Raw genomic sequence first — 15,121 nt, 5'->3', positions numbered from 1 at the left:
TCTTGTATCTCATGCTGTTTCTACTCTTGAATATTCCCCTTAGCGTATCATATTTGATAATAATATCCCATTTTCCCGGCTCAGATACAGTAAATTAACTATTCAAGTACTAGCCCATTACATTTCAGATTAATTTCGGACGGAAGATCGGGGAACAGAGTGTGTCAGTGCGCCCCCGGCAGACGAACGGCAGTCACCCGTCTGACGTCCGGAGTCGCGCACGAGTCCTGCTCGCAGACGTCACAGCGTTATCGAATCCGTGTTCGCGCTTTTGACGATGAAATTGCCGGTGTCCGCTTCTAGTTTGACGGACCGGCCGTGGTCGCCACCCAGGTCTTCGCCGACAACGGGAACGCCGTGTGCATCCAGCGTCTCGCGCACCTTCTTGGCGTTTCGCGAACCGATAGAGGAGCCGTTCTCGGAGAAGTCGAGCATATCGCTCCCGCCGGCGATTTTGGCCTCCATCGCCTCCGTCGACGCCCCGGCATCCGCCATGGCCTCGATGAGCACTTCGATGCCCGTGTCCGCGAACTTCGCATGGTTGCCGCCGTCGATATCAGCCGCCGACGGAAGCATGACGTGAACGAGCCCGGCCACCGTGTTACGGGTGTCGTATACCGCGATACCGATACAGGAGCCCAGCCCGCTCGTGGTCAGCACAGCCGGCTCTGTGGTCACCTTGTACTCCGCGATGCCGACTTTGATACGCTCGGGCGTACTTTGTTCGGGACTCTCTGTTTGGCTACCATCGTATACTTTCATTATTTGAATATCTGTTCGACGTCCGCGCCCGTCTCGGTCGCCCGCTCGACATCGAGGTCGTCGAGGGCGGCGCGTAACTCTTTCTCGTTGGGCAGGGCGTGAATCTCAGCCTGGAATTCGATGTCGTCGGTCCGCATCTGGGAGTCGATGATGAACGCGTGCTCCTGATACTGTCCGACCTGCGCCGCCAGCGGGTCCATAATCGCCCGCCCCATGTCGTGCACGACCCGCGGCGGCGTGTGCTCGACTGACGTCTGGAGGACGTTCGCCCAGCCGTCGACGAACCCGCTCGTCATGATGTTCCCCAGTTCCTCGATGGCGGCCTTGTGCTGGTCGGTTAGCTCGTCGCTGTCCATCTCGATGGGCATCATCGCCTCTGCGACGTTGATCGCGGAGACCTCGTCGAACAGCACCATGAGGTAGCCACTGGGCGTCCCGGTGAACTCGACGACCGTCCCGACGAACGTGTCCGTGCCGATCTGCTTTGGCACGTCCTCGATGGGGGCGAAACTGATCTGAGTCACCTCCGACTCGGTCGGGATGCCGGTCATCATCTCGACGTTGTCAGCGGCTTTCTGGGTGCCGCTAGTCGTCATCTCGTTGAACGTCTGGAGCTTGTCGATGGGGATGGCGTCGCCGTCCGTGTCGACGTGGTCCATCATCATCTCCGTGAGCGCTTCGTACTCAGGGAGCATGTAGATGTAGAAGTTCACCGACTCGTCGATCCATTCGATCTCCGATTTGAACACGAACACCTGCTGGTGGTCGCCGTTCTCGGGTGCATCGGGAAGCACGTCACCGCCGGACTCCTCGATGTACTCCGGCGGCGAGTGGTCGATGGTCGCACCGACGTAGTCGGCCCAACCGTCGATGAAACCGCTCATCATGATGTTGCCGATCTCCTCGATGCCACTCCTGGCCATCGCCTCGTCGTCGCTGCTACCGGGCATCATCTCCTCGGTGATCGTGCCGGCGCTGTCTACGTCGAAGGCAAGAACGGTATCGCCCTCCAGAACGCCATCGAAAGAGAACTGGACGCCGACGAAGTCGCGGCCGGCCAGTTCCTCGCCGACATCTGCTCTGTCGAGCAGCGTTATCTTGGTTACGTCGACGACGGCATCGATGCCCGTCATCTGGCCCATCGACTGCGTGGCCTGTTCGGCCCCCTCGTGAGCGAGTTGGTTGAACGTACCGAGCGACTGAATATCGACGTTCATCTATGAGGGGACGACGTCCTCGATGGCCTCCATCACACTGGGTTTCTGGAACGGCTTGGTGATGTATCCGTCAGCCCCCGCTTTCACTGCCTCCTTCATTTTCTCTTCCTGGCCGACACTTGTACACATGATGACGTTCGCATCGGGATTGGAAGATTTGATCTCGTCCGTGGCCTCGATGCCATCCCGGATGGGCATCACGATGTCCATCATCACCAGGTCTGGCCCTTCTTCTTTGAACACTTCGACAGCTTCGACACCGTTCTCGACCTCCCCAACAATCTCGTGGTCTTCTTCGAGAATCTCGCGGAGGAGGTTACGCATAAACTCTGAATCGTCGGCGATCAGTACGTCTGGCATGCCTATCAAGCCTACATATCGTGATGAGTTAGATAAAGGTGTCCCGTAAATTATCGCGTGTGATATCGGTGGGTCCCGAAACCCAGTTACACCGCGGGGAGATGCGGTGTGAGAACGCGAATGAAATCGAGCGCGAAGGGGCCATACTGGAAGTACACGAGCCCCGAGAGGAGGAGGTACGCTGTCGTCAGCCCCGCCGGGAGCGCCAGACCCAGTGCGACTACTCTGGACGGGACGCGGTCGGGAACGAGTGTGCGGCCCAGTACAGTCCCAGCACAGACACCAGCACCACCGAGATTGAGGAGTGCGTGGAACTGTACCGCTTCCCCGAGCGCCAGATCAAGTCCGGCAACGACGCCGAGTCCGATGAGGAGACCACCAATTGTACTCGCAGCGTACCCGCCGGCGAGCCACCGCTTCGCGTCGCTGACGGTTTCGTGGACCGCCGGAATCCGAACGACGCCGTACATGATCAGCGGGACCGTCGGCAGCAGATATCGAACAGTGAGCTGTGTGTGCAGTGGCAGGCGGCTCAGATAGACGAGCGTGAACACAGTTGCGAGGGTCGCAACGAGCATATCGGTCTGGGTTCGGGGGGAATAGTACGACGGACGGACATTCCACTGCCGCATCCGCTGAACAGCTGACCGGACTAGAACCACGGGGAGTGCCGCGACCGCGCCGAAAAGCGGGACGGCCTCGACCATCGTGAGTTCGATCGCCTCGTAGGAGTTCGGGGTGTAGTTGATCTGTGGCGCGGAGCCGCTCCGCAGGAAAATCTGTGACAGTCGCTCGGGCGTAGCCAGGACGTCGAGACCACGGCTGACCGCATCCGAAACGAACACCATCGCGGGGGCCGCAGGTCCCATGATCCGGTCGAACAGGCCGAGAATCGGTGTTATGATCGGCGTTCCGGTATCACTGTCCGCCCCTGTGGAATCACTGCCACCACTAGACTCGCCATCACTCCCGTCGGAACCCCCGCCAGTCCCACCGTCCGTTCCGACACCCTCAGTGCCGCCAGTGCCGCTACCGCCACCGGTTCCGGCATCGCCGCCGGTCTCAGGTGTGAATTCGACGTTCGCACCCCCGACGGCGGAGAGCAACCGCGGCGGTTTGACCGGGTTACCAGAGATAAGGAAGTTCGTCACGAGCATCGGGAGCGAGCCGAGGAAGAGCGCGAGGGCGGCAACGGCCAGATGGAGAAGCGAGTTTCGCCTTGCAGTGACAAGGTCTACGAGAGCCAGCGTCACCACGAGGAAAAAGCCCTCGAAGGCGTGGGTCCAGGTTACTAGACCAGCGGCGATGTACGCGCCGGCACGAAAACCCAGCCCGAGCCGAAATTCGGCGTCGGCATACGCAACTCGGCTCCGAGCGAACAGATACACCGTCGTCAGTGTCAATAGCCCTACCAGAACGTGCCGTTTCGGAAGCGAAGCCCAGAACCCGACAGACGAGGCGATACCGATTGCGACACCAGCCGCCAGGGCGACTGAGCGGTCGTGCCAGATTCCGACGAGGCGGTAGAGGACGACGCTGGTCGTCGCTGCTGCGAGCATCGTCGATATCTGGAACGCGGCTATTGGGAGCGAAGTGTCCGGGAGGGCTGTCGCTGTCAGCGCACCGATCAGAAACAGGACCGCAACCAGACCGCTACCGACCCACAGAGTTGTGCGCTTGGTGATACTGGTGTGGCGCTGTCCGAGCACGCTGACGTGAGCCACGAAGACGAGCGCAGTGCCCGACCAGAGTCCAAGGAGCAGTAGCCGGGGTGTAATGAGCACGGACAGCGCTTGCAACGCCCAGACCAGCGGAACAGCCAGAAGTATCTGGCCGTAGTTGCGTCCGTAAAGCCTGCCGCCGGCCTCGTGCAGACCCGGTTGCGCGCCGAGTGTCAGGGAGTACGGCGTCTCTACGATGTGGAGGTGCCCGTTCGAGACAGCGACGAGGGCGTTGGCAGTGGTGTACGTGTCGGTGACGAAAATGCCAACGCGCCAGTAGAGCCCGAACGTCACGAGCAGGCCGAGCCAGAGGACATAGCCGTAGCGGTCACCGAAGATTGCCGTTCCGATCTGGCGACAGCGGCCAGTGAGCCGTTCGATGTCTCGAATCATTGCTCCACCTGCACTGTCACGTTTTCAGCAACGATTGTCTCAGCGGTTTCGAAGCTCTGGACCCGAAGCAGGACGGTTCCCCTGTACACGTCCCGCTCCAGTGACGACGGCGTGACCGCTCTGTCACCGGGTGCGAGCCGGTACGTCCCGGACTGACCGTCCGAAAGGACCTGTTCGTCTTCGAGGGAGATGTCGAGCGCAGGGACTGCGACCTGATACAGCAGTCTCGGACGCCCCGTCACGGAGTCGACGGACACGCTGGCATCGGGCACTCTGAGATACACGACGTTCGTGCCGAATCGGCCGTCCGTGAACCGTAATTCCGACGTCGGCAGTTGGACGGAACTGACAGTCGCCGTCCCGTCGCCGATAGTCGTCGGCTGTGGCCTGACAGCGTCGACGCCGACGAGCGGTCCCGTCACGACGAGCGTTACCAGAACGAACAGGGCAACGGCCGTCGGCGGATGGCGCGGGACCATTATCTACCCTACACACTGCCGTGCCCGGATTTAAATCCCTCGTCGGTTGGGCAGGTTGCTGCCCCTGTTCATCGCGATAGCTGCTCGATTGCAGGTGGTCGTTGTGGAAATGACCTACAGCGGCCCGTCTCAGAGTTCGGCACCGTCGGCGGCCTCGACGGCTTCCAAGAGATCAGCGATAGAATCGTCCGGCGTCAGTTGCGTCGACCGGACGAGCTGTTTGATGACTGCCGGCGGATAGCGAACCGGCACGTTCGATTCCGACAGCAGAATACCCAGCACTTCTTCGACCGGTGTCGACCCGTCCATCTGGCGACCGTACCAGAGCATGAAGCTCTCGAAAACAGTGACAATGTCGTTGGAAGCGAGCTGCTGCTGGTCGACGTCGCCGTCGAACTTCGCGGTCACGTCGAAGCCGTATCTGGCGTTCGAGTCGGCCATCTGTTCGGCAAGCCACTCGTGGACGTTCGCATCGGAGAACTCGGGAGTCGACGGCTCCGGGTCCGGTGCAGGAGACGGCGGGGATTCAGACGCCGAATCCGATGAGACGTGGTTCCCGTAGGAGTCGTCAGTGCGGACGTCCGACGAAACGACGTAGCGGCCCTCGTCGATTTCAGTGACGTGCTCGTCGTCGGCGATATCGAGCTCTTCGGGCGAGAGTACCTTGCCCTCCTCTGGATTCGGTTCGTCTGACCGCCGAGCCATAGGTACTAGTGTGTGAGGCTATCGTATAACTCCGTCGCTGGTCAGGGTGGACGAAAAGAGAACTACGTCGAACCGAAAAGATAACCGAATTTAGAGGCTGACTGCGGAGTTACCAGACAGAGTCTCCGGGACGACCAACCGAGCGGTCGTCGTGCCACCGGACTGGGTGTTCAGGCGAACCGTCGCCGTCTCACCCTCACCGAGGCCATCACCGGTGCCGCTTCCGCGGATCAGCTCGGCGCTGAAGACGATCGTCGCGCGGTCAGACGGGTCGTTCAGGACCTGGCTCCCCGAAATCGAGTCGTCGTCGTCCTGAACATCAGTGACAGCGAAGGAAGACCCGTCAGGGTCCGGAGTGTCACTGTAGCCAGACGAGGTGAGGTCGTACGAGCCAGTAGAGTCGACCCACTGGGCGATCGTACTACCGATATCGATGTTGCCCGCACCGGGTGCCTTCTTCACCGTCAGCTTGACCGTGTCGATCGTGCTGCTTGAAGAATCGATTTCTTCACCAACAGCGTTGACGAGCTGCAGTCGGTTCGTCACTTGGTCACTGCTCTGTTGTCCGGTTTCCTCGGCGCTGCTCTGGAGGAAGCCGGCCGTGTTGATCAGGACGCCCGCAGCGATTGCCGCCACCAGCACCATCGCGATGAACACGATCAGGGTGCCGATACCGACCTGCCCGCGGTCGTCGTCGTTCGTTAGTTCCGTTAGCATTGTTGATCCGGGTCTGTCTGACCCTATCTGTTGACTCTTTTCATGGGTAATAATACCTCCTCTCAAATTATACGTCTTGATAACCAAGTCACTGATCGTCGTAAGCAACAGTCTCAGCGGCCAAAGCAGATATTTGTCCGAGAATAGACGGAGCGCTGAATTCTATCTCTGAGAGCAGTAGTCAACAAAAACGTCTGGCCGTGTGAGGACTTCTAAATGACCGTTACGTGTCGGAGCCAGTAGTGTGCCGCAAGCTAACCGGTGGAAAGCACGCAGAAGGCAGAAATAAGCTACGAGTATATCAGCAATTGAAACTGAAAGATATGACGCCTTAGAGGCTGACTGCGGAGTTACCAGACAGAGTCTCCGGGACGACCAACCGAGCAGTCGTCGTGCCACCGGACTGGGTGTTCAGGCGAACCGTCGCCGTCTCACCCTCACCGAGGCCGTCATCGGCAGCGCCGCCGCGGATCTGATCAGCACTGAAGATAATCGTCGCGCGGTCAGACGGGTCGTTCAGGACCTGGCTCCCTGAAATCGATCCGTCATCGTCCTGAACGTCAGCGACAGAGAATTCGCTCGCGCCCGGGTCACCGTCGTAGGTTCCTTCGTAGGTGAGGTCGTACGAGCCACTGGAGTCGACCCACTGGGCGATCGTACTACCGATATCGATGTTCCCTGCACCAGGTGCCTTCTTCACCGTCAGCTTGACCGTGTTGATTGTACTGCTGGATGACTGAATGTCTTCACCGACGGCGTTGACGAGCTGCAGTCGGTTCGTCACTTGGTCACTGCTCTGTTGGCCGGTCTCCTCCGCACTGCTCTGGAGGAAGCCAGCCGTGTTGATCAGGACGCCCGCAGCGATTGCCGCCACCAGCACCATCGCGATGAACACGATCAGGGTGCCGATACCGACCTGCCCGCGGTCGTCGTCGTTCGTTAGTTCCGTTAGCATTGTTAATCCGGGTCTGTCTGACCCTATCCAACCGTTCTTTTCGTCAGTAATAATACCTCCCCCCAAATTATATTACTTGATAATAGGGTCCTGAGGGGCTGTGGAGGTTTTTGCCAGAAGAATACCTATAGTTAGGTCTGAAGAAGATAACTGAGCTACGTCGCCTCTAAGAATCAGATTTAATTGCTTCTATAGGTCGGTATCAGCGATGGAAATAGCTGGTTGTCTGGTGTATGGTCGGGAGGTATCGTGTTGCGTGCAAGCTGGGGCGGTCTATACGAAAATAGACGTTGAAACCGGAGTCGACAATGAGATGAGTCACAGAGAAATCCGCTCACGGGCAGGGTGGTCAACTGATGCAGTCGAGAAACACACTCACTCGTACGTGACGAGACTGTACATCACGAACAGATAGCCGAACGTCGTCAACCCACTGTTGACTAGCAACAACGACCGTACGCCCTCGAAGTCGTTGATGAACGCGCTAATCATCGTCGCGGCCGCGCCCGCGATTGCAAGCGAAAATCCCACCGAGAGGTGAAGCATCGCCTGCCGGGATGTCTGGACGTACGCCCGCATGGCCATCCCGACCATTGTCAGTCCGGCCACGACGAACACCAGCGTCGATATGGCATAGAGAAGTTCTATCATCAGCACTGTACAGGGCTACAGCGAACCCGTTATTAAATCCACGCTCGAAAATATCTTTCGTGATAACGCCGAGAAGAGGCGTTCTACCGCTCAGATAGGGTCCGCCACGCCTCGTCGAGTTTGTTGGTCACTTCCGACCGCTCTTCGATGTGGACAGTCAGTTCGTCGTCGAAATCGACCCGGACCTCGTCCACGTTCCGCCGATACACCTTGATACGTCGGCGGTCGTCAGAGAGGATGTTGTCGTGTAGTTCCAGGAGGTCGTGTTCGGTCAGTTCGTCGATGCGTCGGTAACACGTCGCGATGGGGATTCCGAGTTCGTCGCTGAGTTCCTGTGCGGAGACCGGTTCGTCCGTCGCGTCGAGGATTTCGGCACTGTATTTATTGCCAAGCGTCTGAAGAATCTCCCCTGAATCCATCGTTATCAAATAATAAATTCAGTCGATAATAAAGCTATCGCCTGTGATATCGACTGAAAGGAGACAAACACGCACTACAGGACGCTCGTGCGAAAACAGCGGCCTGTGCCGCTGTATCCATCGTTCTACCGAGTAATAATGGCTTTATTGTATCGCTAAATTGGTGATTCTTCCTCGCTCATCATCGAGAAGGCGCTGGCGTTCTGGTGGACATCGATACCGCCGCGGTCGATCTCCATCGGATAGATGTCCGTCTCGATGTTTTGCTTTCGCATTTTGGCGACCCAGACATATCTGTTCACACCGGTATCAGTCGGCGTCTGGATAAGGTAGATGTTGCCGTCGGTCAGATAGTTCTCCAGCCCGATCTCGGTGTCCGGGAAGACGGCCCCCTGTTCGTTGGTCATCAGCGTCGTGAGACCGCTGTCGCTGAGGATGTCGGTGAACTTCAGGAGATACGTCCGCTTCTCCTTCTCGTTTTCGAAGAACAGTTCGAACATGGCGAGTGAGTCGAGCACCAACCGGTCGTAGTCGCCGTCTTCGAGCTCATCCAGGAGAATATCCAGTGAGGACGTGAAGTCGTTCTCGCGCAGGAGTACCTGCTTGTCGTACACCTTGATGTCGCCGTTGTCGACGTGATCCTGCCAGTTTTCGAAGCCGATGGATTCGGCGGCCTCTCGGAGGTCCGACGCGTCTTCCTCGAAGGAGAGATAGATGCCCTTCTCGTCGTATTTTTCGACGCCGTTGTAGATGTACTGGAGACAGAGGATCGATTTTCCGGCACCGGGGTTACCGCTCACCAGTGTCGTTGAGTTCTTCACAATACCGCCGTTCAGAATGTCGTCGAGGCCCTCGATCCCCGTTTTGGTTTGCTCAATCATAGTTTCGGAAGGAACTGGAAGTTGATTAGATACTTCTCTGTCGGGAATGTTAAAAAGTCTTGCTGGTGTGTCGCTAAACAAACCGGAATCAGTCACCAGCGTGGACGATGGCGGGGTCCACCCAGATAACAAAACTGTCATCTCGCTTGATCACGCCCCGGATTGAGCCGGCGTCGTTCGCGGGGGACCGGTCGACCTGCTCCGGCGTGATCTGGACTACCTGATACACCTCGTCGACGAGCCAGCCGGCCGCACCCTGTTCCTCGACGATCTCCGGGTCGAAGACGATGATGCGCTTCTCTTCGCCCTCGTCCTCGATACCGAAAACGACCTTGGGGTCGACGATTGATGTCGTGCGCCCGCGCAGGTCCATGACGCCACGGACGTGCGGCGGGGCGTTCGGGACGGACGTGAGTTCGCCGATATCGACGATCTCAGTCACGTAGTCGATACTCACGCAGTACGTTTCCGAGCCGAGCTGGAACTCGAGTACCTGGCCGGTGGTGGCTGACTGTGCTGCCATTGCGGTTCTTATCCAAACTGTCGCGGACAGGGGCGCATAAAGGTGCCTGCTGGGCTATCAACTTTGATTACGTGGGCGGAGTATTTATTTCGGGGCCGGACGGGATTTGGAAGTAGGTATGAGGATGTCTCGTTCGCCGATGTCTCCTGTCCGACGGGAGCGTTGGTGATATGGCAGATGGTGTCCGCGCCGTGGTCGCAGACGACTCTCACTTCATGCGGAGTGTCATCTCTGATATCCTCAGCGATGGCGGTATCGATGTCGTCGCGCAGGCGCGTGATGGCGAGGAGGCAGTGTCGGCCGTTATCGAACACAAACCGGACGTCGTGACGATGGACGTCGAGATGCCGGTAATGAACGGCATCGAGGCGACGGAACGCATCATGTCGGAGTCTCCGACGCCGGTGTTGATGCTGTCGGCCCACACCGACGAGAACGCCGATGTGACGTTCGAGGCGCTCGATAAGGGTGCGGTCGACTTCTTCACCAAGCCCGGTGGCGAGGTATCGATGGAGATGTCACGCCTGAAAGACCAGCTGGTCGAGATGGTCAGCTCCGTCGCGGCGGTCGATGTCGGCGCGACACACAGCCACGGCGGGACAAGCAGCGACAGCGGAGCGGGCTCACCAACAACCGGCGGTTCAGCCACTGACCGGAGGGCAACCGGAGGCTCGTCGAGTCAGACGACCTACGTTGCGAACCCGACGCTCGTCATCGGCTCTTCGACCGGCGGCCCGAAGATGGTGGAACAGGTAATGGAAAACCTCCCCATCGAGGCTGACCTCCGGGTGCTCATCATCCAGCACATGCCGGAGGGGTTCACCGGCCGGTTTGCCGAGCGGATCAACACGCGAAGCGATTACGAGGTCCGGGAGGCCACAGACGGGGCGCGCATCGGCGGCGGCGAGGGACTCGTCGCTGCCGGCGACCGGCACATGGAGGTCAAGAACTACCGGAACGGCCGACTGCGGACGAAGCTGACACAGGACGAACCGGTCAACAGCGTCCGGCCGGCCGTCGACGTGACGATGCGAACGGCCGCGGAGACAATCGACGACCCGCTCGTCGGACTCATCCTCACTGGGATGGGCGAAGACGGCGCAGACGGGATTCGGCGGATCAAGCAAGCCGGTGGCAAGACCATCGCACAGGACGAGGCCACGTCCGCGGTGTACGGCATGCCAAAGCGCGCCGCCGAGACGGGCTGTGTGGACACTGTCTTGCCTATCGACGACATTGCGGACGGCATTATCGACACGATTACCACTGAGGTGACCTGACAATGGACGACCAGTATTTAGACGCATTCATCCGTGAAAGTGAAGAAGCGATTACCGAACTCAACAACTCGCTGCTCGAACTCGAATCCGACCCCTCCAACACGGAGGCGATGGATTCGATCTTCCGGACAGCCCACACGCTGAAGGGCAACTTCGGAGCGATGGGCTTCGACAACGCAGCGAACCTCGCGCACGCGATGGAGGACCTGCTCGACGAGATGCGCCAGGGCAAGATGGAGGTCACGCCGGACCTGATGGACCTCGTCTTCGCCGGCGTCGACAAGATCGAGGTCATCGTCGGGGAGATCGAAGAGCACGGCGAATCGGGGACGGAGACCGACGAGATGGTCGAGGAACTCCGAGCCGTTCTCGAAGAGGGGGCCGCCGCCGCGGGCGACACCGAAACGGCAGACAACGGTGGCTCCTCGGACAGCGATGAGTCGCTCTCCGCGGATGCCAGCGTCGGCGATGCCGACATCGACGCCGACGCTGTCAACGAGCGAGTCCTGCAGGCCGAAATCAGCGTCGGGGAGTCTGACATGCTCGGCGTCGACTCGATGCTGGCCGTCGAATCCATCGAGGGGCGGTTCGACATTCTCGATTCGAGTCCGAGCCGTGCCGATATCGAGGACGGCGAGTTCGAGGACACGTTCGTCCTGTATCTCGACGGCCCCGACGCGGCGACCGTCGACGCCGAACTGGGAACGACTGGGAAGGTCGACAGCTTCGACGTGACCGACGTGACCGACGAACTGGTAAGCGACGCAGAGGCTGTCGACGATAGCGGCACGGACGCTGATTCCGGTTCGGACCCCGACCCGGGTGCCGAAGAGGAACACAGCGTCGACGAGATCAAGTCCGTGCGCGTCGACGTGGACCAGCTCGACGACCTCCACGGGCTCGTCGAGCAACTGGTCACGAGCCGAATCAAGCTCCGGCGTGGTGTCGAGAAAGACGACCTCGACTCCACTGGCGAGACGCTGAACGAACTGGACAAGATCACGGCGAACCTCCAGAACACGGTGATGGATATGCGGCTCATCCCGCTGAAGAAGGTCGTCGGGAAGTTCCCGCGGCTCGTCCGCGACCTCGCGCGCGAACTCGACAAGGACATCGAGTTCAATATCGAGGGCGAGGACATCGAACTCGACCGGACCATCCTCACCGAGATCTCGGACCCGCTGATGCACATCCTCCGGAACGCCGTCGACCACGGCATCGAGTCGCCCGAGGAGCGAGAACAGGCAGGCAAGGACCCGACGGGCCACATCACGCTCCGGGCCTCCCGCGAGCGCGACCACGTCATCATCGAAGTCGAAGACGACGGGGCCGGGCTCGACGTGAGTGGAATCAGGGAGAAGGCCGTCGAAAAGGGCGTCCGCTCGCCCGAGGAACTGGACGCGATGGACGACTCCGCGGTGTACGACCTCGTGTTCCACCCCGGCTTCTCGACGGCCGACGAAGTGACTGACACCAGCGGGCGCGGCGTCGGCATGGACGTCGTCCACGACACGGTCTCCCAGCTCGACGGGTCGGTCAGCGTCGACTCCGAACCGGGCGAGGGAACGACGGTCTCGCTGCGCCTGCCGGTGACGATGGCTATCGTCAAAGTGCTGTTCGTCAAGGTCGGCGGCGAGGAGTACGGCGTCCCGATCAAGAACGTCGACGAGATTACCGGAACAGAGGAGGCGAAGCAGGTCAACGGCCAGGAAGTCATCAAGCACAACGACGAGATCTACCCGGTCATCCACCTCGACGACACCTTCGACATCGAGGGCGAGACGGCAAACGGCGACGGGATGCTCGTCCGCATCCGCGAGTCCGAACGCCAGGTCGCGCTCCACTGTGACTCGGTCAACAGCCAGGAGGAGGTCGTCGTCAAGCCCCTGGAGGGTATCCTCTCGGGAACACCCGGCCTCTCGGGCACGGCCGTTCTCGGCGACGGGAACATCGTCCACATCCTCGACGTGGTGACGCTATGAACAAAGGTAGCGAGCGCACCTTCAACGACCTCGTGGAGTTCATCGGCGAGGAGATGGACTTCGAGTCGGGCTTTTACAACGACTCGTATCTCGACCGCCGCATCACCGCGCGGATGCGCCGGACCGACACCGAGGACTACCAGTCCTACCAGCGACTGCTAGAGCGCGACGACGGCGAGCGCGAGGAACTGCTCGATTCGCTGTCGATCAACGTCACCAGTTTCTTCCGGAACCCGGACGCCTGGGAGCGATTGCGGCCGGTCCTCCGGGACCTCACGGAGAACAACCGTCGCGTCAGGCTCTGGTCGGCCCCGAGTGCCGACGGCCGCGAGCCGTATTCGGCGGCGATGCTGGCACTCGACGACCCCGAGATCGACGCCCGGCGGGTCGAGATCACGGCGACGGACATCAACGCCGACATCCTCGAAGAAGCCCGAATGGGTACCTACGCGACCTCCCAGACGACCGACATCGCAGACGAGCTGGAGCCGCTGGACGATTACACGAAGTACATCGAGCAGGACGGCAACACGTTTGAGGTCCGGGACCGGGTCAAAGAGATGGTCACGTTCGAGCAACACGACCTCATCCGGGGCGACCCCAAGCGCGATTTCGATCTGGTGTTCTGCCGGAACCTCCTCATCTACATCGACTCGGAGTTCAAGGTCCCCATCTTCGAGACAATCCGCGGGTCGCTCCGCGAGGGCGGATATCTCATGATCGGCATGACCGAGACGCTGCCCGCGGAGTGTCGGGACTCCTTCGAAGCGGTCGACAAACGACACCGCATCTACCGGCGTGTGTAGCGACCAATGAGCCTCTACGAACTGGAACGGGACGGCAAGGCACAGGAACTCATCCGCCTCCTCAGGGAAAGCGACAACGAGCGGGTCAAGACCCGCGCCGCGGAGCTACTGGGGAACTTCGACGACCACGACGACCGGCGCGACGTGGTCAACGCGCTCGTGGACGCGGCCCAGAGCGACAGCGACGCGATCACCGGCGCGGCTATCGACTCGCTGGACGAACTCGGCGACGACGCCATCACGCAACTCATCGGGGGAATGGCCGGCGTCGACCTCGAAGACGACGCCGCAGACTGGGTGAAGGCGAAGGCGTACATGCAGGTGCTTGACGCCGATGTGCCCGAACTCAGGATGGCGGCCGCGAACGGCCTCGGAAACTTAGACCAGGCCGACGCGGTCCCGAAGCTCGCAGAGCGCTTCGAGGACCCGGACCCACGAGTGCGGGCGCGAGCGGCCCGGTCAGCCGGGAAGATCGGCGACTCGCGGGCGACGAACCCGCTCGAAAACGTCCTGTCGGACCCCAAAGCCGCCGTCAGGCGCGAGGCAGCGGACGCGCTGGGGAACATCGGGAACCGGCAGGCGCTCCAGGCGCTGTTGCCGCTGTACGAGGACGACGACGAACGGGTCCGGCGCATCGCCGTCGGCGCGTTCGGGAACTTCGGCAACGACCGGCCGGTGGACTATCTCATCGAAGCCCTCTCAGACGAGTCGGCTGCCGTTCGGCGGACGGCAGTCTACTCGCTCATCGAACTCCTGTCGAACGTCCCGACCGACCAGAGCCACGAAATCCGCGACACCGTCGTCGAGAAACTCTCAAACACGGACGACCGGAGCGTCGTCGTGCCGCTGGTCGAAATTCTCGAAGAGAGCACGCAGTCGGCCCAGCGGCGCAACACCGCCTGGATGCTCGGTCGAGTCACTAGCCAGGAAGAGCGGGACCGCGTCATCGAATCACTGGTCGACGCGCTCGACGACGACGACCAGATGCTCCGACAGTTCGCCGCGACCAGCCTCGCCGAACTCGGCGACGACGACAACATGGTCGAGCGGCGACTACTCAAAATTGTCCAGGACGACGGCGTCGACCCCAACGTTCGTGGCCAGGCCATCTTCACCCTCGGGAAAGTCGGCGGCGAGCGGTCCCGAAAGACGCTGGATAAACTCATCGACGAGACCGAACACGACGTGGTCAGGAAGAAGGCCTTCTCGGCCATCTCGAAGCTCGGTGGCCGCGGATGAGTCAGCCGAGTGGATTAAGACGCGGCGGGGC

General features: G+C 60.4%; 16 protein-coding genes. 4 read left to right on the top strand and 12 right to left on the bottom strand.

What is annotated here, in order from left to right; translation table 11 throughout:
- Positions 1–240: 240 nt before the first annotated feature.
- The 12 genes from AV929_RS16040 to AV929_RS15985 all read right to left on the bottom strand — a co-directional run bounded on the left by AV929_RS16040 (position 241) and on the right by AV929_RS15985 (position 9,783).
- Complete coding sequence (locus AV929_RS16040; protein ID WP_014041337.1) at positions 241–762, bottom strand: chemotaxis protein CheD; 522 nt, start codon at positions 760–762, stop codon at positions 241–243.
- Positions 762–1,979 carry a chemotaxis protein CheC gene (locus AV929_RS16035; RefSeq protein ID WP_014041338.1) on the bottom strand — a complete coding sequence of 406 codons (1,218 nt, stop codon included), beginning with the start codon at positions 1,977–1,979 and terminating at the stop codon, positions 762–764. The genes AV929_RS16040 and AV929_RS16035 overlap by 1 nt, the downstream gene beginning before the upstream one ends.
- Positions 1,980–2,339, bottom strand: coding sequence for a chemotaxis protein CheY (cheY, locus tag AV929_RS16030; protein WP_004515265.1), 360 nt, complete (start codon positions 2,337–2,339; stop codon positions 1,980–1,982).
- An 86-nt stretch (positions 2,340–2,425) separates the two neighbouring features.
- Entirely contained in the window at positions 2,426–4,453 is a 2,028-nt protein-coding gene (locus AV929_RS16025; RefSeq protein WP_064288701.1) for a hypothetical protein, read from the bottom strand.
- On the bottom strand, positions 4,450–4,932 hold the full coding sequence (locus tag AV929_RS16020; RefSeq protein ID WP_064288699.1) for a hypothetical protein: 483 nt from the start codon (positions 4,930–4,932) through the stop codon (positions 4,450–4,452). The genes AV929_RS16025 and AV929_RS16020 overlap by 4 nt, the downstream gene beginning before the upstream one ends.
- 129 nt (positions 4,933–5,061) lie before the next feature.
- Entirely contained in the window at positions 5,062–5,637 is a 576-nt protein-coding gene (locus AV929_RS16015; RefSeq protein ID WP_014041342.1) for a hypothetical protein, read from the bottom strand.
- A gap of 90 nt (positions 5,638–5,727) precedes the next feature.
- Entirely contained in the window at positions 5,728–6,354 is a 627-nt protein-coding gene (locus AV929_RS16010; RefSeq protein ID WP_064288698.1) for an archaellin/type IV pilin N-terminal domain-containing protein, read from the bottom strand.
- Between the two features lie 331 nt (positions 6,355–6,685).
- Positions 6,686–7,309 carry an archaellin/type IV pilin N-terminal domain-containing protein gene (locus AV929_RS16005; RefSeq protein ID WP_064288697.1) on the bottom strand — a complete coding sequence of 208 codons (624 nt, stop codon included), beginning with the start codon at positions 7,307–7,309 and terminating at the stop codon, positions 6,686–6,688.
- Between the two features lie 375 nt (positions 7,310–7,684).
- Positions 7,685–7,960: a hypothetical protein gene (locus AV929_RS16000; protein ID WP_008307830.1), complete on the bottom strand. Its 276-nt coding sequence runs from the start codon at positions 7,958–7,960 to the stop codon at positions 7,685–7,687.
- 83 nt (positions 7,961–8,043) lie between these two features.
- Positions 8,044–8,379, bottom strand: a complete 336-nt coding sequence (locus tag AV929_RS15995; RefSeq protein ID WP_004515272.1) for a helix-turn-helix domain-containing protein — start codon at positions 8,377–8,379, stop codon at positions 8,044–8,046.
- Positions 8,380–8,534: 155 nt separating this feature from the next.
- Positions 8,535–9,260 carry an ATPase domain-containing protein gene (locus tag AV929_RS15990; RefSeq protein ID WP_050037098.1) on the bottom strand — a complete coding sequence of 242 codons (726 nt, stop codon included), beginning with the start codon at positions 9,258–9,260 and terminating at the stop codon, positions 8,535–8,537.
- Between the two features lie 88 nt (positions 9,261–9,348).
- Complete coding sequence (locus AV929_RS15985) at positions 9,349–9,783, bottom strand: chemotaxis protein CheW (RefSeq protein WP_008307828.1); 435 nt, start codon at positions 9,781–9,783, stop codon at positions 9,349–9,351.
- A gap of 170 nt (positions 9,784–9,953) precedes the next feature.
- Between AV929_RS15985 and AV929_RS15980 the strand changes: the two genes are divergently transcribed.
- From AV929_RS15980 to AV929_RS15965, 4 genes are read left to right on the top strand one after another with little or no spacing between them, the layout of a single operon-like run.
- Positions 9,954–11,063, top strand: a complete 1,110-nt coding sequence (locus tag AV929_RS15980) for a chemotaxis response regulator protein-glutamate methylesterase (RefSeq protein WP_064288696.1) — start codon at positions 9,954–9,956, stop codon at positions 11,061–11,063.
- A 2-nt stretch (positions 11,064–11,065) separates the two neighbouring features.
- The gene (cheA, locus tag AV929_RS15975) at positions 11,066–13,045 is read left to right on the top strand and encodes a chemotaxis protein CheA (protein ID WP_064288695.1); all 1,980 of its coding nucleotides are present in this window, start codon (positions 11,066–11,068) and stop codon (positions 13,043–13,045) included.
- Positions 13,042–13,851, top strand: a complete 810-nt coding sequence (locus tag AV929_RS15970; RefSeq protein WP_014041347.1) for a protein-glutamate O-methyltransferase CheR — start codon at positions 13,042–13,044, stop codon at positions 13,849–13,851. Before cheA ends, AV929_RS15970 begins: the two co-directional genes overlap by 4 nt.
- A 6-nt stretch (positions 13,852–13,857) precedes the next feature.
- Positions 13,858–15,090, top strand: coding sequence for a HEAT repeat domain-containing protein (locus AV929_RS15965; protein ID WP_064288694.1), 1,233 nt, complete (start codon positions 13,858–13,860; stop codon positions 15,088–15,090).
- Positions 15,091–15,121 lie beyond the last annotated feature (31 nt).

The organism is Haloarcula sp. K1, from assembly GCF_001647155.1.
GTDB lineage: Archaea > Halobacteriota > Halobacteria > Halobacteriales > Haloarculaceae > Haloarcula > Haloarcula hispanica.
This window is presented reverse-complemented; position numbering and strand designations above follow the sequence as displayed.